The sequence below is a fragment of the Mesorhizobium sp. CA13 genome (assembly GCF_020165235.1).
In the GTDB taxonomy this organism is placed as follows: Bacteria; Pseudomonadota; Alphaproteobacteria; order Rhizobiales; family Rhizobiaceae; genus Mesorhizobium.
In genome coordinates this window covers 25,338-49,929 of record NZ_JAIUHS010000019.1, presented here as the reverse complement: position 1 = coordinate 49,929, position 24,592 = coordinate 25,338, and the positions used below count along the sequence as shown (strand labels likewise).

The 24,592-nt window shown below is 64.7% G+C and carries 28 protein-coding genes and 1 riboswitch; of the genes, 12 read left to right on the top strand and 16 right to left on the bottom strand.

Going from position 1 to position 24,592, the window contains the following annotated elements; genetic code table 11:
• Positions 1-181 precede the first annotated feature (181 nt).
• Positions 182-1,123: a DMT family transporter gene (locus LB566_RS28715; RefSeq protein WP_224629358.1), complete on the top strand. Its 942-nt coding sequence runs from the start codon at positions 182-184 to the stop codon at positions 1,121-1,123.
• Here the strand turns inward: LB566_RS28715 and LB566_RS28710 are convergent, their stop codons facing one another.
• The 3 genes from LB566_RS28710 to LB566_RS28700 form a co-directional block, all read right to left on the bottom strand.
• The gene (locus LB566_RS28710; RefSeq protein WP_224629355.1) at positions 1,124-1,495 is read right to left on the bottom strand and encodes a response regulator; all 372 of its coding nucleotides are present in this window, start codon (positions 1,493-1,495) and stop codon (positions 1,124-1,126) included.
• A gap of 109 nt (positions 1,496-1,604) precedes the next feature.
• Entirely contained in the window at positions 1,605-2,147 is a 543-nt protein-coding gene (gene hpt / locus LB566_RS28705) for a hypoxanthine phosphoribosyltransferase (protein ID WP_023677924.1), read from the bottom strand.
• Positions 2,148-2,234: 87 nt separating this feature from the next.
• Positions 2,235-2,873 (bottom strand): hypothetical protein, encoded by a 639-nt coding sequence (locus tag LB566_RS28700; protein ID WP_224629353.1) that lies wholly within the window; start codon positions 2,871-2,873, stop codon positions 2,235-2,237.
• Positions 2,874-3,168: 295 nt separating this feature from the next.
• Between LB566_RS28700 and ftsE the strand changes: the two genes are divergently transcribed.
• The 3 genes from ftsE to LB566_RS28685 all read left to right on the top strand — a co-directional run bounded on the left by ftsE (position 3,169) and on the right by LB566_RS28685 (position 5,620).
• A complete protein-coding gene (gene ftsE, locus LB566_RS28695; RefSeq protein ID WP_027054078.1) occupies positions 3,169-3,828 on the top strand; it encodes a cell division ATP-binding protein FtsE in 660 nt (219 codons plus the stop codon).
• On the top strand, positions 3,821-4,807 hold the full coding sequence (locus tag LB566_RS28690; protein WP_224629351.1) for a cell division protein FtsX: 987 nt from the start codon (positions 3,821-3,823) through the stop codon (positions 4,805-4,807). Before ftsE ends, LB566_RS28690 begins: the two co-directional genes overlap by 8 nt.
• Positions 4,808-4,906: 99 nt before the next feature.
• Complete coding sequence (locus LB566_RS28685) at positions 4,907-5,620, top strand: YdcF family protein (RefSeq protein WP_224629349.1); 714 nt, start codon at positions 4,907-4,909, stop codon at positions 5,618-5,620.
• Positions 5,621-5,638: 18 nt separating this feature from the next.
• On the opposite strand, the gene LB566_RS28680 is transcribed toward LB566_RS28685, so the two are convergent.
• Positions 5,639-6,271 carry a pyridoxamine 5'-phosphate oxidase family protein gene (locus tag LB566_RS28680; protein ID WP_224629347.1) on the bottom strand — a complete coding sequence of 211 codons (633 nt, stop codon included), beginning with the start codon at positions 6,269-6,271 and terminating at the stop codon, positions 5,639-5,641.
• A gap of 25 nt (positions 6,272-6,296) precedes the next feature.
• Positions 6,297-6,767 (bottom strand): DUF1348 family protein, encoded by a 471-nt coding sequence (locus LB566_RS28675; RefSeq protein WP_140640236.1) that lies wholly within the window; start codon positions 6,765-6,767, stop codon positions 6,297-6,299.
• Positions 6,768-6,880: 113 nt separating this feature from the next.
• Between LB566_RS28675 and LB566_RS28670 the strand changes: the two genes are divergently transcribed.
• Both LB566_RS28670 and LB566_RS28665 read left to right on the top strand, forming a co-directional pair.
• On the top strand, positions 6,881-7,783 hold the full coding sequence (locus LB566_RS28670) for a LysR family transcriptional regulator (protein WP_140553293.1): 903 nt from the start codon (positions 6,881-6,883) through the stop codon (positions 7,781-7,783).
• 122 nt (positions 7,784-7,905) lie between these two features.
• Positions 7,906-8,694: a lysophospholipid acyltransferase family protein gene (locus LB566_RS28665; RefSeq protein WP_140500784.1), complete on the top strand. Its 789-nt coding sequence runs from the start codon at positions 7,906-7,908 to the stop codon at positions 8,692-8,694.
• Positions 8,695-8,732: 38 nt separating this feature from the next.
• Here LB566_RS28665 and LB566_RS28660 read toward each other — a convergent pair whose 3' ends face one another.
• The 3 genes from LB566_RS28660 to LB566_RS28650 form a co-directional block, all read right to left on the bottom strand.
• A complete protein-coding gene (locus LB566_RS28660; RefSeq protein ID WP_224629346.1) occupies positions 8,733-9,359 on the bottom strand; it encodes a LysE family translocator in 627 nt (208 codons plus the stop codon).
• Positions 9,360-9,445: 86 nt separating this feature from the next.
• Positions 9,446-10,393, bottom strand: coding sequence for an aldo/keto reductase (locus tag LB566_RS28655; RefSeq protein WP_224629345.1), 948 nt, complete (start codon positions 10,391-10,393; stop codon positions 9,446-9,448).
• 118 nt (positions 10,394-10,511) lie between these two features.
• On the bottom strand, positions 10,512-11,033 hold the full coding sequence (locus tag LB566_RS28650) for a gamma-glutamylcyclotransferase (protein WP_224629340.1): 522 nt from the start codon (positions 11,031-11,033) through the stop codon (positions 10,512-10,514).
• A gap of 138 nt (positions 11,034-11,171) precedes the next feature.
• Between LB566_RS28650 and LB566_RS28645 the strand changes: the two genes are divergently transcribed.
• Positions 11,172-12,170 (top strand): DUF2125 domain-containing protein, encoded by a 999-nt coding sequence (locus LB566_RS28645; protein ID WP_224629338.1) that lies wholly within the window; start codon positions 11,172-11,174, stop codon positions 12,168-12,170.
• A 111-nt stretch (positions 12,171-12,281) separates the two neighbouring features.
• Positions 12,282-13,211, top strand: coding sequence for a sugar kinase (locus LB566_RS28640; RefSeq protein ID WP_224629336.1), 930 nt, complete (start codon positions 12,282-12,284; stop codon positions 13,209-13,211).
• Here the strand turns inward: LB566_RS28640 and LB566_RS28635 are convergent.
• Both LB566_RS28635 and hisC read right to left on the bottom strand, forming a co-directional pair.
• Positions 13,208-14,143, bottom strand: a complete 936-nt coding sequence (locus LB566_RS28635; protein ID WP_224629335.1) for a prephenate/arogenate dehydrogenase family protein — start codon at positions 14,141-14,143, stop codon at positions 13,208-13,210. The two genes, LB566_RS28640 and LB566_RS28635, sit on opposite strands and share 4 nt — an antisense overlap.
• A 6-nt stretch (positions 14,144-14,149) precedes the next feature.
• Positions 14,150-15,259 carry a histidinol-phosphate transaminase gene (gene hisC / locus LB566_RS28630; protein WP_224629334.1) on the bottom strand — a complete coding sequence of 370 codons (1,110 nt, stop codon included), beginning with the start codon at positions 15,257-15,259 and terminating at the stop codon, positions 14,150-14,152.
• Positions 15,260-15,394: 135 nt separating this feature from the next.
• Positions 15,395-15,472: riboswitch (SAM riboswitch) on the top strand.
• Between the two features lie 110 nt (positions 15,473-15,582).
• Between hisC and metX the strand changes: the two genes are divergently transcribed.
• Entirely contained in the window at positions 15,583-16,752 is a 1,170-nt protein-coding gene (gene metX, locus LB566_RS28625) for a homoserine O-acetyltransferase MetX (RefSeq protein ID WP_224629333.1), read from the top strand.
• A gap of 58 nt (positions 16,753-16,810) precedes the next feature.
• On the top strand, positions 16,811-17,425 hold the full coding sequence (metW, locus tag LB566_RS28620; protein ID WP_140553308.1) for a methionine biosynthesis protein MetW: 615 nt from the start codon (positions 16,811-16,813) through the stop codon (positions 17,423-17,425).
• 11 nt (positions 17,426-17,436) lie between these two features.
• Here the strand turns inward: metW and LB566_RS28615 are convergent, their stop codons facing one another.
• The 4 genes from LB566_RS28615 to LB566_RS28600 form a co-directional block, all read right to left on the bottom strand.
• The gene (locus tag LB566_RS28615; RefSeq protein ID WP_224629332.1) at positions 17,437-17,757 is read right to left on the bottom strand and encodes a DUF1330 domain-containing protein; all 321 of its coding nucleotides are present in this window, start codon (positions 17,755-17,757) and stop codon (positions 17,437-17,439) included.
• 181 nt (positions 17,758-17,938) lie between these two features.
• Positions 17,939-18,742, bottom strand: coding sequence for a DUF1194 domain-containing protein (locus LB566_RS28610; RefSeq protein ID WP_224629331.1), 804 nt, complete (start codon positions 18,740-18,742; stop codon positions 17,939-17,941).
• A gap of 96 nt (positions 18,743-18,838) precedes the next feature.
• On the bottom strand, positions 18,839-20,662 hold the full coding sequence (locus LB566_RS28605; RefSeq protein ID WP_224629330.1) for an ABC transporter ATP-binding protein/permease: 1,824 nt from the start codon (positions 20,660-20,662) through the stop codon (positions 18,839-18,841).
• A gap of 137 nt (positions 20,663-20,799) precedes the next feature.
• On the bottom strand, positions 20,800-21,588 hold the full coding sequence (locus tag LB566_RS28600; RefSeq protein WP_224629329.1) for a class I SAM-dependent methyltransferase: 789 nt from the start codon (positions 21,586-21,588) through the stop codon (positions 20,800-20,802).
• Positions 21,589-21,739: 151 nt separating this feature from the next.
• On the opposite strand from LB566_RS28600, the gene gloB reads away from it, so the two are divergent.
• Entirely contained in the window at positions 21,740-22,507 is a 768-nt protein-coding gene (gene gloB / locus LB566_RS28595; RefSeq protein WP_224629328.1) for a hydroxyacylglutathione hydrolase, read from the top strand.
• A gap of 23 nt (positions 22,508-22,530) precedes the next feature.
• Positions 22,531-22,971, top strand: coding sequence for a cupin domain-containing protein (locus LB566_RS28590; RefSeq protein WP_224629327.1), 441 nt, complete (start codon positions 22,531-22,533; stop codon positions 22,969-22,971).
• On the opposite strand, the gene LB566_RS28585 is transcribed toward LB566_RS28590, so the two are convergent.
• Both LB566_RS28585 and LB566_RS28580 read right to left on the bottom strand, forming a co-directional pair.
• Positions 22,968-23,642 (bottom strand): lysoplasmalogenase family protein, encoded by a 675-nt coding sequence (locus LB566_RS28585; protein WP_224629324.1) that lies wholly within the window; start codon positions 23,640-23,642, stop codon positions 22,968-22,970. The genes LB566_RS28590 and LB566_RS28585 overlap by 4 nt on opposite strands.
• A complete protein-coding gene (locus tag LB566_RS28580; RefSeq protein ID WP_224629317.1) occupies positions 23,639-24,568 on the bottom strand; it encodes a DMT family transporter in 930 nt (309 codons plus the stop codon). The genes LB566_RS28585 and LB566_RS28580 overlap by 4 nt, the downstream gene beginning before the upstream one ends.
• Between the last annotated feature and the right edge of the window lie 24 nt (positions 24,569-24,592).

The following is a 24,592-nucleotide window of genomic DNA, read 5'->3' as shown; positions in this document are numbered from 1 at the left end:
ATTCGTTTGCAACATGTCAAACACGGGATGATAGTTGCTTCACCCATTGGATATGTGGCTGAGGATTCGGCCACGGACCAATCAAGAGTCCTCACTCATGCCCGCTGCCCGAAACGGTGGCGGGTTCTTTTTAGCTTGCTGCAAGCTTGCTTGCGCCCTGGTGCGGGAGCTTGGGATCCTCATGCGCAATCGGATGGTGCTCGGCATGCTGAGCCTGTGCCTGGGCGTGTTGGTCTTCTCGCTGCAAGACCCGCTCGTCAAGGCGGTGTCGGGCGGCTACCCCGTGACCGAGGTGATGGCCATCCGCGCGATCGTCGCCCTGCCGATCCTGATCGTCCTCGTCCATGCCGATGTCGGGCTGCGAGCGATCCTGTCGCGGCGGTTCGGCATGCTGACCATGCGCGCCTTCATTCAGTTCACCTCCTACACCATGTACTACCTCGCTATCGCCGCCTTGCCCCTGGCCGATGCCGTGGCGCTCTATTTCATGGCCCCGCTGTGCATCATGGTGCTGGCCGGGCCCTATCTTGGCGAACGGGTCTCCTGGCAGGCGCTGGCGACCGTGTTGATCGGGCTGCTTGGTGTCGTCGTGATGCTGCGCCCGGGTGCGGGACTGTTCGACTGGGCGGCGCTGCTATCGCTGGGCTCCGCGGTGCTCTACGGCTTCTCGCAACTGATGGCGCGCAAGATCGGCGACACCGAATCCTCGACCGTGATGGCCTTCTACCAGAACGGTGCCTATCTCGCCGGTGCGGCACTGGTCGCAAGCCTGTTCTGGCTTGCCGGCATCAATCATGCCGCCCATCCCAGCCTGGAATTCCTGGTGCGCCCCTGGCTGTGGCCGACAATGCCGGATTTCCTCAAGATGGCCGCCTGCGGCTTCGTCGCTTCCGCCGGCATGATCTTGCTGTCGCAAGCCTACCGGATGGCGCCGGCAAACCGCGTGGCCACCTTCGAATACACCGGCATCCTATGGTCGCCGCTGTGGGGTTTTCTGTTCTTCGCCGAAGTGCCGCGGTCGACGACCGTGATCGGCGCCGCCCTTATCATCGGAGCTGGCCTCTTGGCGCTCAACACCGAACGGCGCAAGCCCCCCGTGCTCGTCGCTGCCGATCCTGCCTGATCAGGCGAAAATGCTCAGCGCCCGTTCGACGCGTGAACGGATTTCGGCCAGCGTGAACGGCTTCTGCACGACGTCGAGGATGATGCCGTTCAACTCCTCGGCGCGCTCGCGCTGATCGGCATAGCCGGTCATCAGCAGGATCTTCATCGACGGGAAAAGTGCCGAAGCTGCAATCGCCATCTCGATGCCGTCCATCTCGGGCATGCGGATGTCGGTGACGACGAGATCATAGCCGCCCTTCTCGGCGCGTATCAGCGCCAGTCCTTGCGCGCCGTCGGCGGCGATGTCGATTGCGTGCCCGGCGCGTTCGAGCGCCCGGGCTGCGAGGGTGCGGACGGACTCATCGTCCTCGACGATCAGAAGCTTTGCCATGGCCGGCATGTTTGGCGAGCAAACGTTGACTTTTTCTGAAGGGCCCGGCGCTCCGGCATGGGTTATTTTCTTGAAGCCGTTAAGGCCTTTTTCAGTATTTGCCGCTGCCTCACGCATCGCCTTTGACGACGCCGACGAACGGCAGTTCGCGAAAGGCGTGCGCGACATCCATGCCGTAGCCGACGACGAAATAATCCGGGCAGTCGAAGCCGACATAATCGGCATTGAGGGTGGTCTGGCGGCGCATGCGCTTGTCGAGCAGCACCGCGATGGCGCAGCTTCTGGCGCCGCGTGACAGCATCAGGTCACGGGTGAAGCTCAGCGTCTTGCCCGACTCCAGAATGTCGTCGATCAGAAGCACGTCGCGGCCGGCGACCTCGTTGTCGATGTCGCGCAGCACCCTTACCTCGCCGCTTGTGGTGCCGGCGCCGTAGCTGGAGATGAAGATGAACTCAACCTCTGGCGACAGGCCGACATCATGCATGGCGCGGATAAGGTCTGCGGCGAAGATGAACGAGCCCTTCAGCACCGAGATCACCAGCAGATCGTGATAGTCGTGCCCGGCGATCTCCTTGGCGAGTTCGAGATTGCGCCGGGCGATGGCCGACGCCGAAAACAGGACCTCGATGTCCTTGCCGCGCACAACTGGCATGCTTCGTCCCTTCAAGACTTTAAGGCCTTCGCGCACCGGAAGCGCTGACATCAGCCGTTTGCGGGCCGGCCTCACCTGTCGCACATGCTATTCCGCGAAGGTGACCGACACCGTCCTCACGCCGTTTCTAGGCACGTCGAGCCGGCTGGCAAAGCCGAATCTTTCACTTGGCGCCAATGAGCGGCTGGATGTCCCCAAAGTATAGCGCGTTGTGCGCCCGTCATTGCCGGTGACGCGGATCTCGAGTGGCGGCAGTGTCGCCGGATTCGCACCGTCATTGGCGGCCTCGCCGTCGACGAACAGCACGGCTCCGGACGCGTCCACGCGTGACGTGACCCCTGAAATGCTCAATGCCGAGGCCGGTCCGCCCGCGAGGAGCGGCGCCTGTCGCACCAGTGCATGGCCGCCGGAGACCCAGAAAGCAGCGAAGGCGGCGCCGATGCCGGCGATCCAGAAGATCGGCCCGCCGCGCGGCGCCGGTGGCCGGTCCGCCGGCGGCTCGGACTTGCGCAGCATGTCCATGCCTTCGAGGGATGGCATGGACATGACACGCAGCGGCGGCGAAATAGCTTCGACACGGGGCGCGGCGCGTGGCACCACCACATAGTCGGCATCGACGATATCCGCCGCGCCAGCGCGCAGGACTCGCTCCGGCGCGGCATTTGCCGGCGGATCGGTCATGATTTCGCCGGAAACCGGGCGCGCGGTTCGATCCTCAGCCATCATGGCCCCAGCATTGCAGCACGTTCGCTTTCGTTTCTTTTGCGTAAAGGGAAATGGTTAACGCTTCTCCACCGGAGTCCTCGTGACGAGCCGAAACAACCCACCGATTAACCGCCGGTTAACCATGCCGGCCGATGGTCTTTTCCCAGGCCGGCTCGCCGCCGACGGATTCCGATTTCAGGTCAAATCGACCTGAAATCTGAATCCGCCTCCGAATTAGAGTGATAGAGCATGATGTCGCCCGAAAACCGTCTCACACTTTTCGGCATCACGCTCTAGGAATTTCAGGTCGCCGAAATTGATTCGCTTCGAAAATGTCGGCCTCCGCTATGGCATGGGTCCGGAAATCCTCCGCGACATCTCCCTGCACATACCGGAGCGCTCCTTCCAGTTCCTGAGCGGGCCTTCGGGTGCCGGCAAGACGACATTGCTGCGCCTTCTGTTCATGTCGCTGAAGCCGACGCGCGGGCTGATCACCATCTTCGGCAAGGACCGCTCCCGCATCTCGCGCACCGAACTGCCGCATCTCAGGCGCCGCATCGGCGTGGTGTTCCAGGATTTCCGCCTGCTCGACCACATGACCACCTATGAGAATGTCGCGTTGCCCTTGCGCGTGCGCGGGCGCGAGGAAACGAGCTATCGCACCGACGTGACCGAGCTGTTGAAATGGGTCGGGCTCGGCGAACGCATGCATGTGCTGCCGCCGGTCCTGTCGGGCGGCGAGAAGCAGCGGGCCGCGATCGCCCGCGCCCTGATCGAGCAGCCGGAGATCCTGCTGGCCGACGAGCCGACCGGCAATGTCGATCCGCCGCTGGCGCGACGCCTGCTCAGGCTCTTCATCGAACTCAACCGCCTGGGCACCGCCGTGGTGATCGCGACCCACGATCTCGGCCTGATGGAGCAGGTCGATGCGCGCCGCATGATCCTGGCCGGCGGGAGGCTTGACATCTATGACTGAGCTTTCCGCCGAACACCTCGACGCACAGGCCGACGAAGCGGCCGTGCCGAGGCCGCGCGTCCAGCGCAAGATGGCGCCCATCGTGCCGGCGCAGAACATCGCCGGCCGCGCCCTGGTGCTGGTCATCGCCATCATGACCTTCCTGTCCTGCCTGACCTTCGGCGCGGTTACGCTGGTGCGCGACACCGCCTCGGTCTGGGAAAACCAGATCTCGCGCGAGGCGACGATCCAGATCAAGCCGGCCGACGGCCTCGACATGGAGGCAGCTCTGGCCCAGGCCTCGCAGATCGCCGGCGAATTCCCCGGCGTGAAGGCGACCAGGATCATCGATCGCGACGCCACCGCCAGATTGCTGGAGCCATGGCTGGGTTCGGGCCTCAACATCGACGAACTGCCGGTGCCGCGGCTGATCATCGTCACCATCGACGAGAACAACCCGCCCGATTTCGCCGCCATGCGCGCCGCGATCACGCCTAAGCTGCCGAGCGCATCGCTTGACGATCACCGCACCTGGGTGGACCGGTTGGTGGCCATGGCCCGCACCACGGTGACCATCGGTATCGCGGTGCTGGCGCTGATGCTCTCGGCGACGGTGCTGACAGTGGTGTTCGCCACGCGCGGCGCCATGGCCGGCAACGGCCACATCATCGAGGTACTGCATTTCGTCGGCGCCGAAGCGCGTTTCATCGCCCGCGAGTTCCGCCGCCATTTCCTGATCACCGGCATGAAGGGCGCGGCCGCCGGCGGAGCCGCCGCGGTCGCCGTCTTCATCGTCTTTTCCTGGTGGTCCTCGCGCAACATGGCGACCCCGCAGGCCGACCAGGCGACTGCGCTATTCGGCAATTTCGCCATCGGCTCTGCCGGTTATCTCGGTGTCGTGCTGATGGTGCTGGTCATCGGCGCGCTGACGGCCGCAACCTCGCACGCCACCGTCGTCGCCTATCTCAGCGACATCGACGTCCGCCAGCCTGAAGCATGACGACGTCGAATAACCAGGATCGATCACGCATGAAGAACTGCCGTAACGCAAATTGCAATTTTTTCCTACCAAAGGCCGCATTTCGGGATTAACCATGCCATGATGGAGGTGCGGGACTCGACCAGTACCGTTGGACCGATGCCGGCGTTGGCGGCGCGTCCGCATGGACGCGACCGGGTTTCGGCCGTGCTGCGCGTTTCTTCTTTCGCCTTGCTTGCCTTGGTCGCCCTATTTGCCGGCGGCTTCGGCTGGTTCGCCAACACTGTCAGTCATCTGACCACCCCTGCCAACCCGGCCAGGGCCGACGCGATCATCGTGTTGACCGGCGGCCAATCGCGCCTCGATGCGGCGATGGAGCTGCTGGCGTCGGGCAAGGGCGCGCGGCTTTTGATCAGCGGTGTGCATCCCTCCGCCAGCCGACGTCAGCTTCAGGCCGCGACCGGCGGCGACAGCAGGCTGTTTTCCTGCTGCGTCGACATCGACCGCGCCGCGCTCGATACGATCGGCAATGCCGAGGAAAGCGCCAAATGGGTCGAGAGCCATGCCTATGGCACGGTGATCCTCGTCACCAACAATTACCACATGCCGCGCAGCCTGCTCGAAATGGGCCGGCTGCTGCACAAGGCCAAGCTCGAACCCTATCCGGTGGTCAACAGCAATCTCGACAATGGCGGCTGGCTGACCAAGCCGCGGGCACTGCGCGTTCTGTTCACCGAATACAACAAATATCTGCTGGCATTGGCGCGCGGCATCGTTCCGGTGAAGCCGACGCCGGACGGCATCGCGTTGGCCGAGATCGCCGCCGGCAGTTGAACCTGCATCGGCGCCTCATCATTTGGTGACGACGGATTCCGGCGCCTGCCGCAGGCGAGCGACTTCCTGTTCGAGCCGTTCGATCCGCCTGTCCCGTTCGGCCAGCGCCGCCGCCACATCGGCGGCCTCGAAACGCTGCGGAATGTGCTGCGGACAATTGGCATCCCAGGTCGCCACGGTGAACAGGATGACCTGTTCGGGCCGTGCCGCATAATCCCGCGGCATCAGCCTCGCCATCAGTTCGGCGTCGCCTTCCACCACGCGCGCGCTGCCCCAGATCTTGACGCGCCGGCGATGGGCATAGTCGATGAGGAACAGGAAGGCCTGCGGATTGTCGGCGAGATTGCCCTGGGTGATGAACTGTCTGTTGCCGGCGAAATCGGCGAAGCCGATCGTCTTTTCATCGAGCACCTTGAGGAAGCCGGCCGGCCCGCCGCGATGCTGGATATAGGGCTGGCCAACACCGTTGGCCGTCGACAGGAAGACGCTGGTCTGCATCCCGATGAAGGCGGCAAGGTCCGATGTAATCTCCGATTGCCAGCCACCGCGCTCCTCGACCCGGGAATAGGCCTGGCGAGAGCCCTTGCGGGCCTGGACCGCCTTGACGGTCGGCGTGAAAGCGACGTCGCTGGTGAAAGCATGCGCGCCCATCGATAGCCTTTCTTACCCCGAAGGGCTAAAGCCCGAGTTCCGACAGCGACGGATGGTCGTCCGGCCGCCGGCCGAGCGGCCAGTGATATTTACGGTCGGCAGCGCCTATCGGCAGGTCGTTGATGCTGGCGATGCGCAGCCGCATCAGCCCATGTTCGTCGAATTCCCAGTTCTCATTGCCATAGCTGCGGAACCAGGAGCCGCTGTCGTCATGCCACTCATAGGCGAAACGCACGGCGATACGGTTGCCATGGAAAGCCCAGACCTCCTTGATCAGCCGGTAGTCGAGTTCCCGGCTCCATTTGCGCGTCAGGAAAGCCTGGATGGCATCGCGCCCTTGCAGGAACTCGGCACGGTTGCGCCAGCGGCTGTCTGCCGTATAGGCAAGCGCGACACGGGCTGGATCGCGCGAGTTCCAGGCATCCTCGGCCATGCGCGCCTTCTGCGCGGCGGTTTCCGCGGTGAATGGCGGCAGCGGCGGGCGGTCTTGCGACATGACAATTCCTTTCTCGACCCAGGCCGTCTGCGTCACGGCCAATATGGAGGCTTCCATCAAGCAGATGTAGATGCCATATTTGTAATCTATCCTTCCAATTTCCGGAAGAAACCATGGACCGGCTCGAAGCCATGTCGCTTTTTGTCGCCGCGGCGGAGGCCGGCAGCCTGTCTGCCGCCGCGCGCCGTTTTCGCATTCCGCTGGCGACGGTCAGCCGCAAGGTTTCCGACCTGGAACGGCATCTCAAGACCCGCCTTCTGAACCGCTCGACGCGCCGGCTTACGCTGACCGACGCCGGCCAGGCCTATCTGGCCGCCTGCCGCCGCATCCTGGGCGAGGTCGGCGAGGCCGAGCGCATGGCGGCCGGCGAATACAGCGCCCCCACGGGCGAACTGGCCATCACCGCGCCGGTCGTCTTCGGCCGCCTGCACGTGCTGCCCGTCGTGACCGGCTTCCTCGCCGCCTATCCCGACGTGGACATCCGCCTGACGCTGGCCGACCGCATAACCCAGTTGGTCGAGGACCATTTCGACCTCGCCATCCGCATCGGCCGGCTTCCCGACTCCAGTTTTGTCGCCATGCGGATCGGTACGATCCGCCATGTCGTTTGCGCGAGCCCCGGCTATCTGGCCGAACGCGGCGCCCCGACGACGCTTGCGGACCTCGAGGCCCACAGCTGCATCACCTTCGAAGGGCCGGGCGCGCTCTCGACATGGAGCTTCACCGCCGGCAAGACCGAGATGCCGGTTCGGATCCGCTCGCGGCTCCAGGTCAACACCGCCGAAGCGGCCATCGATGCCGCGCTCGCCGGCGTCGGGCTGACGAGGGTGCTGTCCTACCAGATCGACGCGGCGGTGCGGTCAGGCGCGCTGCGCGTGCTGCTGCGGGAGTTCGAACCGGAACCCTGGCCGGTAAGCCTGGTGCATGCGGGCCACGGTCTGCTGCCGGTGAAGCTGCGCGCATTTCTCGACTTCGCCGCCCCGCGCTTGAAAGAAAGACTGGCGCGGCTGATGTAGCGCGGCTGGGCCTTCGGGCGAAGCCGAAACGCTTTTCGGCGCCATTCGGGGCATCTTCGGCCATTTCCTTTTTGCGCCCGCTTGGTGTAACCAACGCACACCTCTTTACCGGGCCTCCCCCAATGCTCCAAGTCCGATCGCTGGCGTTCAACTTCGTCTTCTACGTCAATCTGATCGTCCAGATGATCCTCTGGACTCCCTATTATTTCCTGTCGCCGCGCCATCGCGCCTGGTTCGTGCCGAAGTTCTGGTCGCGCACCTCGATGTGGCTCTACGACAAGATCGCCGGGACGAAGAGCGACATCACCGGGCTGGAAAATCTGCCCGAAGGCTCTTTCATCCTGGCGCCCAAGCACCAGTCCTTCTGGGACGCGATCGCCTTCTTCCCCTATCTCCAGGATCCGCTCTACATCCTGAAGCGCGAGCTGACCTGGATTCCGTTCTTTGGCTGGTACATCCTGAAAATGCGCATGATCCCGGTCGACCGCGGCAGCCGCTCAAAGGCGCTGAAGGCAGTGGTTGCGGCGACAAAGGAAGAAATCGCGCGCAACCCGCGCCAGCTCATCATCTATCCCGAAGGCACCCGCCGCGCGCCCGGCGACGAACCCGCCTACAAATACGGCATCGTCGAAATCTATGCACAGCTCGGCATTCCCGTGGTGCCGGTCGCCCATGTTGCCGGCCTCTATTGGCCGCGCCGCAAGTTCCTGCGCTATCCCGGCACCATCAAGGCGCGCTTCCTGCCGCCGATCCCGCCGGGCCTGGACAAGGAGGAATTCATGCGGCGGCTGATCGGGGAAACCGAAACCGCCTGCGACCAGTTCCTCATCGACGCGTCCCGCGCGCCCAATCCGCCCGCCTTGCCGCCGACGGCAGTGAAGCGGCTGCGGGAGCTCGGCGCCAAAGCCTGAAGTGCGGCCATCGGCGCCGACGGCCGCTCGCGCAATGTTCAAGCGAACACGGCCAGTGCGGTCGTCAGCACCAGCGTCGCGGCAAAGACTAGATTGATGATGCGCGAGGCTACCGGCCTGCGCAGGAAGCGCGCGAAAGCGGCGCCCGCAAGCAGCCACACGGCATGGATGGCGACGATCATGAACGCGAGGGCCGCCAGTTTCGGCGCGGTGCCGATGTCGCCAGCGCCCCAGTCAACAGACGCGCCGGCGAACACCGCGGCGATGGCCACATAGGCCTTGGGGTTGGCCACCGCCAGCAGGAAGCCGCCGGCGAATGTCGGGCGCGCGGCCTCGCCGGCATGCGCCGCCAGGGGCGGCGCGGTGGCGATCTTGAACGCGAGATAGAGGATATAGGCAGCCGACGCAGCGACGAGCAGCGGCGCGAGCCGCGGCATCGCGGCAAGCATAGCGCTCACCCCGCTTGCCACGAGCAGAAGCACGGCGATCGTGCCCAGGATCACCCCTAAGGCGTAGCTCAGGGAATGGCGCAGGCCGAAAGCCGCGCCGACGGCGGTAACGCTTATCGTCGCCGGTCCCGGGCTGCCCATGACGACCATGGCGGCAAGCATCAGCGCAGCGAGCTGACGCCACAGATCCGGCTGCGAAAAAAACGAGACGGCCATCCGCGCCTCCTGTCTTGCCAAGCGTCAATGACGGTATGGCAAGGTCGGGGAGATCGTCTTGGACGATCGTGCGCGCTGTTGGCGGCTCAGCCGCTCGCCTTGTCGAGCTCGGCCATGTCGTCGGCGTTCAGCTCCAGCGACGCCGCCTTGATCAGGCTGTCCATCTGTTCAGGCTTGGTGGCGCTGGCGATCGGCGCGGTGACGCCCGGCCGGGCAATGACCCAGGCAAGCGCCACTTCCGCCTGTTTGGCCGAATGCCTGGCAGACACCGCGTCGAGTACCGCGAGGATGCGCATCCCGCGCGCATTGAGGTAGTCCTTCACCCCGCCGCCGCGCGGACTTTGACCGAGATCGGCCTCGCTGCGGTATTTGCCGCTCAAGAAGCCCTTGGCCAGGCTGAAATAGGTGATGACGCCGATATCCTCGGCCATGCAGAGATCGCGCAGCGGGCCATCGAACGACGAGCGGTCGTAGAGATTGTATTCCGGCTGCAGCACCTCGTAGCGCGGCAGGCTGCGCAGGCTCGCCACGTCCAGTGCGGCGCGTAGCTGGGCGGCGTCTAGGTTGGAGCAGCCGGCGTAGCGGATCTTGCCCTTGGCGAGCAGCTTTTCATAGGCGCCGAGGGTTTCCTCATAGGGCGTGGTCGGATCCGGCCAGTGCGACAGATAAAGATCGATGAACTCGGTCTGCAGCCGCTTCAGCGATGCATCGACGGCCTTTTCGATGTAAGCGGCGGACAGGTCCTTGTGGCCCTGTCCCATGTCCGAGCCGACTTTGGTGATCACCACGACCTTATCACGGTTGCCGCGGTCCTTCATCCATTTGCCGATGATGGTTTCCGATTCGCCGCCCTGATGGCCGGGCACCCAGCGCGAATAGGCGTCCGCTGTGTCGACCGCGTTCAGGCCAGCGCCGACGAAGCGGTCGAGCAGGTCGAACGACGTCTTCTCGTCGGCGGTCCAGCCGAAGACATTGCCGCCCAGAACCAGGGGCGCGATGGAAAGGTCGGTGCGACCGAGACGGCGTTTCTGCAAGGTTGATCTCCGTGGGTGGGATTGGGCGGCTGCCGCCCATTGCGGGTTCGAGGCCTAAGCTAGGTCTTGCCGCATCGAGGTCAAAGGCCTCACCGGATTTTTCCGCGGAACCAGCGCTTCACAAAGGCGCGATCCGCCTCGCCACGTCTTCCAGCCAGTGGTCGCGAATGCCGAGCGCCCGGAGATGGTCGAGCGTGCTCGACACATAGTCCTCGTTGTTGCCGGACTGGCCGACAGCGCCGCGCACCACATCAGCGGCGTGGGCGGCATCGAGCGCACCGGCATACTGCTCATGGCCGCGGTCGACGATATAGGCCACGGCTTCGACCGTGCCGCCGCCGTCAAGGCGGACATTGAGCATGCGCTCGAGATAGACATTGGTGACCAGCTCGCGCTCCCGCAGATAGGCGACGACCTCGTCCCGCAACTCGCCCGGCACCCGGAAAGCCAGCCCGACGCAGGAGCCCCCGCGGTCAAGGCCGAGTACCAGCCCCGGACGTTCCCGCGTGCCGCGATGGACGAAGGAATAGACGCACAGCGCGCGACGATAGCCATGCAGGCGCGCCCGCCTTGTCTCGACATGCGCGAACCCCGGCCGCCATATCAACGAACCATAGCCAAACACCCAAAAATCGCCCATATCGCCGTGCCTGATTGCGTAAGAATGGCAACACCACACCGGAATCGGTGTTTTTTCCGTCCATCTCTGTCTACCTATTGTCGTTGCCAGAATCGACAGCCCGCCCACAGCCCCCGATGCGTGAACGAGAACCGCAGCATGACGTCCACTGACGAACGCCAGCCGAAGCATCGCCGCCGCCTGTTCTGGCTTGCAGCGTTTGTCATCGCGCTGTTCGCCATCTACAGCGGCGGCTGGTTCTATCTCGCCGACAGGGTCCGGAGCGAAGCCGACAAGGCGGTCGCCACGCTCAACAAGAGTGGCATCGAGGCCGGCTGCGCCAATCTCCAGGTCAGCGGTTATCCCCTGAGCTTCGCCGTCTCCTGCGACAATCTTGCCTATGAGGACGACGCCAAGAACGTTGCCGCCTCCGCCGGCTCTTTCAACGCCGTCGCCCAGATCATCCAGCCGCTGTCGCCGGTCGCGGACCTGCGCGGTCCGCTCAGGACCTCGGTTCCGGGCATGGTGCCGCTGTGGATCGACTGGGATGATCTGCAGGCCAACGTCAAGCTCTCATGGCCGCTGCCGCGGCGCATTTCGCTCACGGCCGAGGGCCTGTCCGGCCAGACCGATCCGGCCGACGACACCGATCCGGTGCAACTGTTCAGCGCCGGCAGGGCGGCGGGACAGCTGCAGCCGAACGGCAGGGATATCGACTATATCGGCAGCTTCGGCGATCTGGAGATCGACCCCGATGCGATCGGGGGCCGCGTCCTGCCGCCGCTAGACGCCAGTGGCGAGGCGACGCTGAAGAACGGCCTGGCACTGATCGGCACGCAACTGAAAAGCCTGCGCGGCCAAGCTATCGAGATCCGCAGGCTCGATTTGTCGTCGGGCACGGCGCACGTCGCCGTTTCCGGGCCGCTGTCGGTCGACGCCGAGGGTCTGGTCGATGCCGATCTGATGATCAGACTGAAAGACCCGAAAGCCGTGGCCGCCGTTCTCGGCGCCGCCATACCCGAGCAGAAGAACCAGATCGAACAAGGCTTTGCCGCCCTGGCGCTGCTCGGCAACGAACCGTCGATGCCGCTCAAGGTGGTCAAGGGCAAGGCCTCGCTCGGCTTTATCCCGCTGGGCAAGATCAAGCCGGTCGACTAGAGCAACTCCAGGAAAAGTGTGGACGGTTTTCCGTCCGGAATTTGCGTCAAAACAAAGAGGTAGAGCAGTTCGCCGTTTCCGTGAAACGGTGAACTGCGCTAAGCATCCCCAATGGACAGACCGGCAAAACTCCTGAGCGTCGGCGCGCTGACGCTCGACACCATTCTTCGCGTCGAAACGCTTCCCGTCCATCAGGGCAAGTTCATGGCCGCCGATGGCGTCCAGATCGCTTCCGGCATGGCCACGAGTGCCGCCTGCGCCGCACGCCGGCTGGGCGCCGAAGTGTGGCTTTGGGCGAGCGCCGGCGATGATCAGGTCGGCGACCAGCTGATATCGGGCATCGAGGCGGAGGGCGTCGATTGCAGTCTCGTCCGTCGCGTCGCCGGAGCGCGCTCAGCGCTGGCCGCGATCCTCGTCGACGGCCATGGCGAGCGCATCATCGTGCCTTTCTACGATCAGCGCGCCCAGGCCGATCCCGACGGCTTGCCGGTCGCCGATCTCACCGCTTTCGATGCCGTGCTGGTCGATGTGCGCTGGCCGGGTGCGGCAGCGCTGGCGCTCAGCGCTGCGCGCGCTGCCCGCCGCCCCGGGATTCTCGATGCCGACACCGCGCCATTGGCAGTGCTGGAGCGGCTGTTGCCGCTCGCCTCGCACATCGTCGCCTCCGAACCGGCGGCGCGCATCGTCTGCGGTCAGGCGGCGGACCCGCAGGCCGCATGCGCCTACCTTGCGTCGCGCACCGACGCTTTCGTCGCGGTAACCGCAGGCGGCGCTGGAACATGGTGGCATGACAGGCACGCCGGCTGCGTGCGCCACGTCGCTGCGCCAAAGATCAAGGTGGTGGATACGCTGGCAGCCGGCGACGTCTTTCATGGTGCCTTCGCCGCGGGGTTGGGGCAAGCCATGCCGATCGAAGAGGCGCTACGCTTTGCCAGCGCGGCCGCGGCGCTCAAATGTCAGCGCTTCGGCGGCAGGTTGGGCGCGCCGGACAAGGCCGAGACGCTGGCGATGATGACGGCGACCTGGCCTGAAGGAGCCTAGTTTTTCGCCGGATGTTCGATCGCCTGGCGGCCGAAATCCGGCACGTCGATGTCCTGGCCGGCCTCGATGATCGAGCGGCGCACGGCGCGGGTGCGGGTGAACAGGTCGAACAGCTTGTCGCCGTCGCCCCAGCGGATCGCCCGCTGCAGAAAAGCCAGATCCTCCGAGAACCGCGCCAGCATTTCCAGGATCGCATCCTTGTTGTGCAGGCACACGTCCCGCCACATCGTCGGATCGGAGGCGGCGAGACGCGTGAAGTCGCGGAAACCGGAAGCGGAATATTTGATGACTTCCGTCTTGGTCACCGATTCCAGGTCATCGGCGGTGCCGACGATGTTGTAGGCGATGATGTGCGGCAAATGCGAGACGATGGCCAGCGTCATGTCGTGATGCTGCGGATCCATCGTGTCGATGTTGGCGCCGCAACGGCGCCAGAATTCGGACAGCTTTTCCAGCGCGTCCGGATCCGTGCCCGGCAGCGGCGTGAAAATGCACCAGCGGTTGTCGAACAGATCGGCGAAACCCGCATCGGGCCCTGATTTCTCCGTGCCGGCCAGCGGATGGCCGGGAATGAAATGCACGCCGCCGGGTATATGCGGCTGCATCTGTGCGATCACGGAAGCCTTGGTGGAGCCGACATCGGTGACGATGGCGCCTCTCTTCAGCGCCGGCGCGATCTCCTGCGCCACCGCGCCGGACGAGCCGACCGGCACCGAGACGATGACCAGGTCGGCATCGCGGACCGCTTCCTTGGCATCCATGGTGTAGGAGGAGCCCAGCCCAAGCTCTTGCGCCCGCGCCAGCGTTGCGGCGCTGCGCGTCGAGATGGCGACATGGCCGGCCAGGCCCTCGCGGCTGATGACGCGGGCCAGCGACGAGCCGATCAGGCCGATGCCGACCAGCGCGATCTTTTCGAACATCGGTGATGCCATGGCGTTCTAGCTTTTCAGGAATGTCGTGAGTGCCGCGACAACGCCGCGATTGGCCTCTTCGGTGCCGACGGTCATGCGCAGCGCGTTGGGAAATCCGTAGCCCGAAACACGCCGCAGGATGTAGCCGCGCTGGGTGAGATAATCGTCCGCCGCCGCGGCCGAATGCTTGCCGTCGTCGGGAAAATGAATGAGGAGGAAATTGCCGACGCTCGGCGTTACCCGCAACCCGAGCCCGGTCATCTGCTCGCTCAGCCAGGCCAGCCAGGTCTCGTTGTGCGCGACGCTGCGCTCGACATGGGCGCGGTCGCGCACGGCGGCGATGCCGGCCTCGATCGCCGTCGCATTGACATTGAAGGGGCCGCGTATGCGGTTGATCGCGTCGACGATGTGCATCGGCCCATACATCCATCCGATCCGCGCCCCGCCAAGTCCGATCTTGGAGAAGGTGCGGGTCATGACCACGTTCTGCGAGCTGCCCGCCAGCTCGATGCCGGCCTCGTAGTCGTTGCGCCTGACATATTCGGCATAGGCGGCGTCGAGCACCAGAAGCACGTTCTTCGGCAGGCCGGCATGCAGGCGGCGCACCTCCTGGAACGGCACGTAAGTGCCGGTCGGATTGTTGGGATTGGCGAGGAACACGATCTTCGTACGTGGCGTTACGGCCGCCAGGATCGCATCGATGTCGGCGCGCTCCTTGGTCTCCTTCACCGCGACCGGCGTCGCACCCGCCGACTGGATGTAGATCTTGTAGACCATGAAGGCATGTTCGGTGAATATGGCCTCGTCACCGGGCGCGAGATAGGTCTGCGCCAGCAGGCCGAGGATCTCGTCGGAGCCGTTGGAACAGATGATGTTCTGTGCGTTGAGCCCATGCACCTCGGCGATTGCCTCGCGCAGGCGCCGGGCGGTGCCGTCGGGATAGACGTCGAGCTTGGCGGCGACCTCGCGCGCGGCCTCGATTGCCTTCGGCGAGGGACCGAGCGGGTTCTCGTTCGACGACAGCTTGTGGACCTTGTCCACCCCGGCGGGGGCCGCGCTCTTGCCCGGCACATAGGCCTGGATGTCCATGATGCCCGCGCGCGGGGTTGGACGTGCCTTGTCCGGGGTCTGGCTCATATCGCAAATCCGTCGAGAACGCTTCCGTCCTGGAAGCCGCTGCGGAAATACAAGCCATGGCCCGCAATGTCGAGAGGTGGCAGTGGTGCAAGCAGGCGGCATTGACGGCGAGGCAGGTGAGTTCTAGAAGGGCAGCAACAGTTCCGTGGTGATTTGGCCGGTCGGCTTGCAGCCACGTTAAACAATTCGCTAAAGGGCCGTTTGCGTGACGTAACCGGCTTTGCGAAGGCAATGCCGGTTTTTTGTTGTCCGCGGCCGGCCGGACACCGTGTCGGCCCGTATTCGGTTTCCGCCGGACACGTCGTGCGATGTAAGAGGATGCGATGGCCGCTCAGCGCGCTGGCAGAACCAACAACGAGGCAGACCAACCGTCGAGCCCGGTCGTGCGCTTCGGCGCCGACAAGCCGCTCAGGCTCGACGCCGGCACGCTGCTGTCGCCGTTCCAGATCGCCTACCAGACCTACGGCACGCTGAACGACGCCCGTTCCAACGCCATTCTCGTATGCCACGCATTGACCGGCGACCAGCATGTGGCCAGCACCAATCCGGTGACCGGCAAGCCGGGCTGGTGGGAAGTGCTGATCGGCCCCGGCAAGATCATCGACACAAACCGCTTCTTCGTCATCTGCTCAAACGTGATCGGCGGCTGCCTCGGTTCCACCGGTCCGGCCTCCACCAATCCCGCTACCGGCAAGCCCTATGGGCTCGACCTTCCGGTCATCACCATCCGCGACATGGTGCGTGCCCAGCAGATGCTGATCGACCATTTCGGCATCGAGAAACTGTTTTGCGTGCTCGGCGGGTCGATGGGCGGCATGCAGGTGCTGCAATGGGCGTCGAGCTATCCGGAACGTGTTTTCTCGGCGCTGCCGATTGCCACCGGCGCGCGGCATTCCTCGCAGAACATCGCTTTCCACGAGGTCGGCCGGCAGGCCGTGATGGCCGACCCAGAATGGCATGGCGGCAAGTATTTCGAGCACGGCAAACGCCCGGAAAAGGGGCTCGCCGTGGCGCGCATGGCCGCCCACATCACCTACCTGTCGGAAGCAGCCTTGCACCGGAAGTTCGGCCGCAACCTGCAGGACCGCGAAGCTCTGACCTTCGGCTTCGACGCCGACTTCCAGATCGAGAGCTATCTGCGTCACCAGGGCATGACGTTCGTCGACCGTTTCGACGCCAATTCCTATCTCTACATGACACGGTCCATGGACTATTTCGACCTCGCCGCCGACCATGGCGGCAGGCTGGCGGACGCTTTTGCCGGCACCAAGACCCGCTTTTGCCTGGTGTCGTTCACCTCGGATTGGCTGTTTCCGACCGAGGAGAGCCGCTCGATCGTCCATGCGCTGAATGCCGCCGGTGCGTCGGTGTCCTTCGTCGAGATCGAGACCGATCGCGGGCACGACGCCTTCCTGCTCGACGAGCCGGAACTGTTCGCCGCCATCAACGGCTTCATCGGCTCGGCCGCGCGAGCGAGAGGGCTCGGCGCATGATCCCGCAGAATTGCAGACCTGTCGGTCACGGATCACGCGCCACGACAAGGGGCAAGCCATGAGCGTCAACCGCGCCCAACGCGTCGATCTCGAGGTAATCGCCGGTCTGATCCCGCCGCAATCGCGGGTGCTGGACGTCGGTTCCGGCGATGGCTCGCTGCTCGAGCTTTTGCAGGAGACCAAGCAGATCGACGGCCGCGGACTGGAACTGTCGCAGCGCGGTGTCAACGAATGCGTGGCGCGCGGCCTCTCCGTCGTCCAGGGCGACGCCGACAAGGATCTTGAATTCTATCCCGACAAGGGTTTCGACTTCGTCGTCCTGTCGCAGACCTTGCAGGCGACCCGCAACCCGAAGCTCGTTCTCGACGAACTGCTCAGGATCGGCGAACACGCCATCGTGTCCTTCCCCAATTTCGGCCACTGGCGGGTGCGCCTGTCGCTGTTCGTCAAAGGCCGCATGCCGGTGACCAAGGACCTGCCCTATTCCTGGTACGACACGCCAAACATCCATTTCTGCACCATCCGCGACTTCGTCAATTTGTGCGAGGAGCTTGGCGCGAGCGTGGAAAGGGCAACCGCGCTCGACGCCAACGGCCAGAAGATCGGCCTGTCGATGCCGTGGTGGTTCTGGAATTTCTTCGGCCAGCAAGCAGTGTTCTTGTTGAAGCGATAAGGCACGCCGCTTCATTCCAGGACATCCGTGGCCTTGTGTGGATATTCGACGCCATCGACGAACACCACATCGGCGGTCGAATTGTCCGTCCGCAGCGGCAGTATTGCCTGATAGGCAGCTGAATCGTACCAGCGGCGCGCACGCTGTTTGTCCGGAAATTCGATGATGATGAGATGCCCCGGCCAGTCATTCTCGATCATCTCCACATCGCCGCCATGGACCAGGAACCGGCCGCCGAAAGGTTCCAGCGTGGCATCGATCTTCTGCAGGTATTCGACAATCTGCGGGCCCATCTTGACCTGGCGCATGTGAGCAACGGCGTAAGCGGTCATGGCGTAACTCCCTTCGGTTCGAGGCCGACGACCGGCCGCGCAAGGCAATCTGCCCAACCATCGGCCAGGATGCGATTACCTCCGAGGTCATCGAATAGCTGCGACCCGAGGCAGGCAACGCCGTCTTCGGCTTGGCCTTGAAGACAGGTCTGGGCATCCGTCCGCCGGATGCTTCAGATGCTCATCGGTCAAGTTCCGGGAAATAGGGATCCGACAGAAACCGCCTGTCCCGCTCCCCAAGCAGGCAGTCGACCGGCGGGTCGGCGTCGACGCGGGTGATTGCGGGCCTGTCCCGAATGCCACTTACTTCGAGGATCAGCTTACGCCGGATCGCCGTCGAAAATTCGGCGGCTGTATAAATCGGCAGCACGAAGGAGCCCGGCCCGCCGGTTACGCACTGGGCGTAGTACCGGTCGAGATGGCTGAAGGTGGGCGATGGATTGATCAGGATCGGCAGGCCGTTGATGACGATGCCTCTGGCGTTTGCCGCATCCCGCGTGGCGGTGACGGGCGGCCCGATATTGTTTGGTCCGTCACCGGAAATATCGATGACGCTGCGTTCGCTTTCGAAAGCGGTGCGGTCGAAAAGCCCCGCGCCGAAGGCGAGCGCGCCGGAGATCGACGTGCCGCGGAAGCTGCGGAACGGACGGGCCGCGATCTTGTCGGCAAAAGCGTTGGCGCTCTCGGCGCCGTCGATGACCTGCCAGCCGATGAGCGCGTCGTCGCGCACAGTGCCGGCCCATTCGAAATAGGTGAGCGCGATGCGACCGGCGTTCCCGGCGCGGACCGCCTTGATGAAGTCGGGATGACGCAGCGCCTCCACATAGCCGGCGCGCTGCAGGGCGAACTCCTTCTCGTCCATCGACAATGAGATGTCGACCGCCAGCACCAGTTCGACGTCAACGGCCAGACTATCCGGCGCGGGCGCAGTCACGGCGGCCTCGGTGCAGGCCAGGCAGGCAAGCAGGCTGAGAGCATCAAGCATGGCCGGCTCAAGCGATGTTTCCGCTGCGATCTTCCCTCGCGATCACGGCGAAATAAAGCTGCCGCATGGCGTGGCGCGGGCCAGCCCCGAGAGGTGCTATTTCTTGCGGCGAGGAGCTGCCGGCGGCGGCTCGATCGCGCCCGCCCTTATGCGTGCGGGCTTCAGGGCCGGCATGCCGGACGCCTTCACGATGGTCAGTGCGCGCGGGAAGAACTGACTGTCGTGCTGGCCGCGCCCGATATTGAGGATCGTCGCCCCGGCCAGCCGCTTCTCCAGCATCGACAGCACCCGCCGCAGCGTCGGCCCGTCGAAGGCATCGAGAGCCTCATCGATGATCACCCATTTCGGGTGCCGCAGCACGAGCCGAGCGAAAGCCAGCAGGCGCAGTTCGTCGTCGGCCAGCTCATGCTCCCAGCGCGCGCTGCGGTCGAGCGACGACGACAGGCGCTCCAGGCCGATCTCGGCCAGCACGGCCGAAATATCGGCATCGCTTGCCGGCGCAACCCCGTCGACGCGGTCGAGCACTTCTCGCAGCGTGGCGGTCGGGAAGTAGGGCGTGCGCGGCACGAAGATGGGCATCTCTCCCGCCGGCATGCCGATGCGCCCGCTCCCCCACGGCCACAGGCCGGCAATGGCGCGAAAGAACAGCGTCTTGCCCGCGCCCGGCTCGCCGGTAAGCAGGACGCGTTCGCCGGCGTGGATCTCGACATGCTGCTCGGCGAACCTCGTGCGCCCCTCGGGCGAGGCCACTTCGAGTTTCTCGAAGGTCAGCTTGCGGTTTGCATTCTCGCCGAATTCGATGCGCCTTTCCTGGTCGTGCAGCACATCGGTCTCATCCAGCGCAATGCGGAAATCGGCGACGCGCATCAGCGTCGCGCGCCAATCGGCGATGCTGCCGATATTGTTGATGAACCAGCGCAATGAGGAATGGACCTGATTGAAGGCGCCGACCGCCATCATCAGCCCGCCGAAACTGATGTCGCCCGCGAAATAGACCGGCGAAGCGACCAGGATGGGAGCCACCACGGTGATCCAGCCATAGGTGTCTGTCACCCAGGCGAGATTGATCTGGGCGCTGTAGATGCGCCGCATGGCCCCGAGCACGGTGCCGAGATCGATTTCCAGCCGCCGCCTGGCGTCGGGCTCGCTGCGGGCGAGCGCGATGGCATCGATGTTCTCGTTGACGCGCACCATCGAGGAACGCAGCTCCGCCTCGCGTGTGTAACGGTCGCTGTTGAGGCGGATCAGAGGCCGTCCGACCAGCCAGCTCAGCCAGGAAGCCGTACCGGCATAGAGGATGGCCGCCCACACCATGTAGCCCGGTATGGCGAGCGACGTTCCCCCGATATGGAAGACGAAGCCCGAGGACAGCTCCCACAACACGCCGACGAAGGAGGCGAGCAGGATTAAGGATTGCAGCAGGCCAACCCCAAGATCCGTCGACAGGTCGGAAAGATGGCTCGCATCCTGCTGCATGCGCTGGTCGGGATTGACGCCGATGGCGCCCGCATGCGCCAGGCGAAAGGCGCGCGCCGGCCGCATCCATCCATCGATCAGATCGAGCGTCAGCGCCTCGCGCAGCTTCAGCCGGATCGTCTGATTGAGCCAGGTCTGGCCGACATTGAGCACAAGGAGCCCACCGGCGATGGCGGCAAAAATGGCGAGCTGGTGCAGGAAGGCCGGCATGTCGCGGCGCGCAAGCGCATCGTAGAAAGGCTGGTTCCAGCGGTTGAGCAGTACCTGGCCGATCGAGGTCGCGACAATGACGGCCACCATTCCGATGGAGGCCCAGCGTAGCCCTTTGCGAACCGGCGATCCGGCAAGCGCCAGCTTGATCGCCGCCACCTGATCACGCAGGCTCGAGGCTTCGACCGCAGCGATAGGCCGGGCAGAGGCATCATTGTCCGGATGATCGGCCATGAGCTGAAGTCCTTGCATTCAGAGGCGGCGCTGAAACCGGATGGAGAGCAGTGACGGCATCGGTCCTCAGCCAGGCTGCGAGCCCGTCAGCGACAGATAGGTCGCGAAATGCCGTCCGGCGCAAATTTCCAGCATGATCACGAAGGTGTCATTCGCGAACCCGGTGATGTCGTGGCCCCGGTCTCTATCCGCCGGCCGAGCCGCGTTGCTGCATGCGGCGAAAGCACCGGCACGAAAACCCGTCGGGAAGCGCGCTGGGCGGCCGGCACGCCCTGATAGAGCCGCTTCTGCGCCTCGACCACGATGACGCCGGAAAAGATCGGCCACAGCCGCCGGCCGGCACGCTCCAGCATATTGTGGAAGCGCATCATGAAACGCCGCCGCGATGGCGGAAAGAACAGGGCGTCGGACCAGGCGGCGGGCGTGAAATTCGCCTCGCGCAGCAATTCGGTGAGCTGACCGCGCGAGAAGGGCCTGCCATTGCCGAACGGCGTGTGCTCGAACCGCGCCCAGACGCCGCGCCGGTTGGGCACGACGATGACCACCCGGCCGGCCGGCGACAGCACGCGCCAGATCTCGTTCAGCGTTTCGCGCGGGTTTTCGACATGTTCGAGCGAATGCACGAGCAGCATGCGGTCGATGCAGGAATCGACCAGCGGCAGTTCCTCATCGAAAACCAGAGCCGTCGCGGTCGGCCCCGTCGCCGGCCAGACCACGGCGCCCTGCGTCGCCGGCATGAAGGCGAACACCCGCTCGGCGTCGCTGCCGAACCGTTCCAGCCACGGTAAGGTGTAGCCGAGCCCCACCAGCCGCTCATTGGGGACGGTGGCCCATATCGATGACAATGCCATGGTGATCGAATGCTCGGCGAAGCGACCGAGCGCTGTCGAATAGAAGGAGCGGAGATCGACGATGTCGGAATGCATGTCAGGGATGTAGCCGCGATATCGGCGCGTTTCAACAAAGGCCGCGACGTCCCAAGATCCCGGATGTCGAATGGCATCCTGACATCAGTCATCTTCGGGATGACATCTGCGCGTCGGCGTCCTATGTCTGCGGCGAAGATGGAGAGATGCGATGGCGGTCGAAATCGAACAGTTCATGTGCCGCAGCGACAATTTCGGCGTGCTGGTGCATGACCCCAAAAGCGGTCAGACCGCGCTTATCGATGCGCCGGAAGAGGCGGCGATCCTGGCCGCGGTCAAGCGCACCGGCTGGACGCCGACTGTCATCCTGACCACGCATCACCATGTCGACCATGTCGAGGCCAATCTGGCGCTGAAGCAGCGGTTCAAGCTGCGCATCGTCGGTCCCGAAGCGGAAAAGGCCAGGATCCCCGGCATTGACGACACGGTCGAGGACGGTTCGGTCCTGCATCTCGGCGAAGAACGTATCGAAGTGATCGCCACCCCCGGCCACACCGCCGGCCACGTCTCCTATCACCTGCCGGCATCGAAAGTGGCGTTCACCGCCGACACACTGTTCGCGCTCGGTTGCGGGCGGCTGTTCGAGTGCAAGCCGCCGGTGATGTTTGAATCCCTGAAGAAGCTCGCGGCACTGCCTGCCGCGACCGTGATCTATTGCGGGCACGAATACACGCTCGCAAACGCCCGTTTCGCGCTGAGCGTCGACCCGACCAATTCGGCATTGAAGGAACGCGCGGCAAAAATTGAAGCGTTGCGCGCCGATAACAAGCCGACGCTGCCGACCACGATCGGCGAGGAATTGTCGACCAACCCTTTCCTGCGCTGGCACGATCCGGCAATCCGCAGGCATCTCGGCATGGAGAAGGCGTCGGACGTCGAGGTTTTTGCCGAAATCCGCAAGCGCAAGGATAATTTCTAGGCCAAGCGACACTGGTCGAAACCATGACGAGTTCCGCAGAAATCATCGCCCTCCTTGGCATGAAGCCGCACCCGGAAGGCGGCTGGTACACGGAAACCTTTCGCGACGGTGGCGGCGGGGCCCGAGGCCACTCGACGGCGATCTATTTTCTGCTGGAGCAGGGCCAGGTTTCCGCCTGGCATCGCGTCAGGGATGCCGCCGAGGCGTGGCACTTCTACGCCGGCGCGCCGCTGGCGTTGTCGATATGGGAAGAAGGCGGCCCAAGGGCTAACCGGGTGATCGAGCAGGTGCTCGGCATCGAGTTCGCCGCCGGCGAGCGGCCGCAAATCGTCGTGCCGGCGGGCTGGTGGCAATCGGCACGCAGCTTGGGCGAGTGGACACTGGTCGGCTGCACGGTGGCGCCGGGCTTCGACTTTGCGGCGTTTGAACTGGCGGAGCCCGGCTGGCGGCCAAAACAGCCTTAACGCAGCAGGAAACCAAGCGTGATCGCAAGTTGGGCGGTGTAGTAGAGCACCCAGACCGCCAAACGCATCCAGGCGCGATGCGGCGAAATGGCGGCCGCCAGGAACCGTTCCGTGGCCAGCAGCGCGTCTGAGGCCATGAACAGAATGGCGCCGCCGATAACAGCGGCACTGCTCGTCGTCAGCGCCGAAATGCCCATGGCGAGGATGGCCGCGACATAGCCCGCGATCGGCGCCCGCAGGGCCGGGCCGATGCGGCGCCACAGCGCCGCCAGCATGAGGATCACGAACACCGCCATGACAAGTGTGATTGCCGCGCGCCAGGGTTCGGCCGCCAGCACTCCCAGCCCCTCGCCGCTGCGCAGGAACAGCACGACATAGACGATATGCGTGGCGAGAAAGCTGCCCAGCCCGCCCAGAAACATCTTTTCGCCGTCGCGCGACAGGAAGGCGTCGCCGACGGCGCTCAGTGCAAGGGCGGCGACCAGCAGCAGCGGCCCGCCCTGCATCGCCGCCAGCACGGCAAGCATGGCCACGGCGAGCGTTTTTGCCGCCGAACGGGCGAGCGTCGGCGCCATGCCTGATGTGAAGGCGTAGACGACCGCCGCCACCAGCGAAAAGATCAGCGTCGCATTGGCGTTGCCGTCGATGCCGCCTGGAAACGGCATCGTCATGCCCGGGCTCCGCCTTCGGATGCCCCGGCTCCGCTTTCGGATGCCCGGGCTCCGCCTTCGGTGGGCTTGCGCAGGAGCAGCGACTTTGCCGCAAGTGCTGCCCCGCCGGTGATGAGCACGCAGGCCGCGACGATGCGCAGCGACGGCTCGGCGACGCCGGCCGCGATCAACACCAGCGTCGACAGGAGCGGCGCGGCATAGCTTGCCGCGCCCAGCACCTGGATGTTGCCCCGCTTGACGCCGACGTCCCAGGCATAGAAGGCTGCCCCGACCGGCATCAGGCCGAGACCGAGCACGGCAAGCCACTGCCCGGCACTCGCGGGCAGCACCGTTTCTTCCAGCACCAGATGGCAGGCAAGCGACAGCAGCGCGGTCGCCGCGCAGAACCAGGTGACGATGCTGGTCGGCACCGAAGGGAAACGCCGCGACAGGAGCGAATAGGACGACCACAGCACGGCGCAGACGGCAGCCATGGCGTAGCCGAAGGCATAGCGCGCGTCGAAGGCGAGGCCGCCGCCCTTGGTGACGATGAGCACGGTGCCGGCAAGGCCGAGCAGCGCGCCCACGATATGGTTCCAGGCCAGCCGCTCGCCCGGCATCAGTGCCGAGCCGAGCACGATCAGCAGCGGCCACAGATAGGCGATCAGGCTCGCCTCCACCGCCGGCGCGTTGCGCAGCGCGGTGAAGTAGAAGAAATGGTACCCGAAGAGGCCGGCAATGCCGATCACCCAAACCTGGCGAGGTATCTTCTGGCTTTTATCAGCGGCCGGCATGAAAAGGCGCGCGAAAAGCCCGACCCCGGTGCCGATCGAGAAGGTGATCGCCGACAAGAGGAACGGCGGCACCTTGCCGGATGCGTCCGTAAGCAACGCCAGCAGTGCCCACATGGCGACGGCCGAAAAGCCGATCAGTGTCGCGCGCCCCATTCTGTCTCCAGCGGCGCGCGTGGC

Excerpts from the sequence above, each read along its gene's own strand:
- LB566_RS28715 (WP_224629358.1), top strand. The coding sequence starts at position 182 with ATGCGCAATCGGATGGTGCTCGGCATGCTGAGCCTGTGCCTGGGCGTG.
- LB566_RS28710 (WP_224629355.1), bottom strand. The coding sequence starts at position 1,495 with ATGGCAAAGCTTCTGATCGTCGAGGACGATGAGTCCGTCCGCACCCTC.
- hpt (WP_023677924.1), bottom strand. The coding sequence starts at position 2,147 with ATGCCAGTTGTGCGCGGCAAGGACATCGAGGTCCTGTTTTCGGCGTCG.
- LB566_RS28700 (WP_224629353.1), bottom strand. The coding sequence starts at position 2,873 with ATGATGGCTGAGGATCGAACCGCGCGCCCGGTTTCCGGCGAAATCATG.
- LB566_RS28690 (WP_224629351.1), top strand. The coding sequence starts at position 3,821 with ATGACTGAGCTTTCCGCCGAACACCTCGACGCACAGGCCGACGAAGCG.
- LB566_RS28685 (WP_224629349.1), top strand. The coding sequence starts at position 4,907 with ATGATGGAGGTGCGGGACTCGACCAGTACCGTTGGACCGATGCCGGCG.
- LB566_RS28680 (WP_224629347.1), bottom strand. The coding sequence starts at position 6,271 with ATGGGCGCGCATGCTTTCACCAGCGACGTCGCTTTCACGCCGACCGTC.
- LB566_RS28675 (WP_140640236.1), bottom strand. The coding sequence starts at position 6,767 with ATGTCGCAAGACCGCCCGCCGCTGCCGCCATTCACCGCGGAAACCGCC.
- LB566_RS28670 (WP_140553293.1), top strand. The coding sequence starts at position 6,881 with ATGGACCGGCTCGAAGCCATGTCGCTTTTTGTCGCCGCGGCGGAGGCC.
- LB566_RS28665 (WP_140500784.1), top strand. The coding sequence starts at position 7,906 with ATGCTCCAAGTCCGATCGCTGGCGTTCAACTTCGTCTTCTACGTCAAT.
- LB566_RS28660 (WP_224629346.1), bottom strand. The coding sequence starts at position 9,359 with ATGGCCGTCTCGTTTTTTTCGCAGCCGGATCTGTGGCGTCAGCTCGCT.
- LB566_RS28650 (WP_224629340.1), bottom strand. The coding sequence starts at position 11,033 with ATGGGCGATTTTTGGGTGTTTGGCTATGGTTCGTTGATATGGCGGCCG.
- LB566_RS28645 (WP_224629338.1), top strand. The coding sequence starts at position 11,172 with ATGACGTCCACTGACGAACGCCAGCCGAAGCATCGCCGCCGCCTGTTC.
- LB566_RS28640 (WP_224629336.1), top strand. The coding sequence starts at position 12,282 with ATGGACAGACCGGCAAAACTCCTGAGCGTCGGCGCGCTGACGCTCGAC.
- LB566_RS28635 (WP_224629335.1), bottom strand. The coding sequence starts at position 14,143 with ATGGCATCACCGATGTTCGAAAAGATCGCGCTGGTCGGCATCGGCCTG.
- hisC (WP_224629334.1), bottom strand. The coding sequence starts at position 15,259 with ATGAGCCAGACCCCGGACAAGGCACGTCCAACCCCGCGCGCGGGCATC.
- metX (WP_224629333.1), top strand. The coding sequence starts at position 15,583 with ATGGCCGCTCAGCGCGCTGGCAGAACCAACAACGAGGCAGACCAACCG.
- metW (WP_140553308.1), top strand. The coding sequence starts at position 16,811 with ATGAGCGTCAACCGCGCCCAACGCGTCGATCTCGAGGTAATCGCCGGT.
- LB566_RS28615 (WP_224629332.1), bottom strand. The coding sequence starts at position 17,757 with ATGACCGCTTACGCCGTTGCTCACATGCGCCAGGTCAAGATGGGCCCG.
- LB566_RS28610 (WP_224629331.1), bottom strand. The coding sequence starts at position 18,742 with ATGCTTGATGCTCTCAGCCTGCTTGCCTGCCTGGCCTGCACCGAGGCC.
- LB566_RS28605 (WP_224629330.1), bottom strand. The coding sequence starts at position 20,662 with ATGGCCGATCATCCGGACAATGATGCCTCTGCCCGGCCTATCGCTGCG.
- LB566_RS28600 (WP_224629329.1), bottom strand. The coding sequence starts at position 21,588 with ATGCATTCCGACATCGTCGATCTCCGCTCCTTCTATTCGACAGCGCTC.
- gloB (WP_224629328.1), top strand. The coding sequence starts at position 21,740 with ATGGCGGTCGAAATCGAACAGTTCATGTGCCGCAGCGACAATTTCGGC.
- LB566_RS28590 (WP_224629327.1), top strand. The coding sequence starts at position 22,531 with ATGACGAGTTCCGCAGAAATCATCGCCCTCCTTGGCATGAAGCCGCAC.
- LB566_RS28585 (WP_224629324.1), bottom strand. The coding sequence starts at position 23,642 with ATGACGATGCCGTTTCCAGGCGGCATCGACGGCAACGCCAATGCGACG.
- LB566_RS28580 (WP_224629317.1), bottom strand. The coding sequence starts at position 24,568 with ATGGGGCGCGCGACACTGATCGGCTTTTCGGCCGTCGCCATGTGGGCA.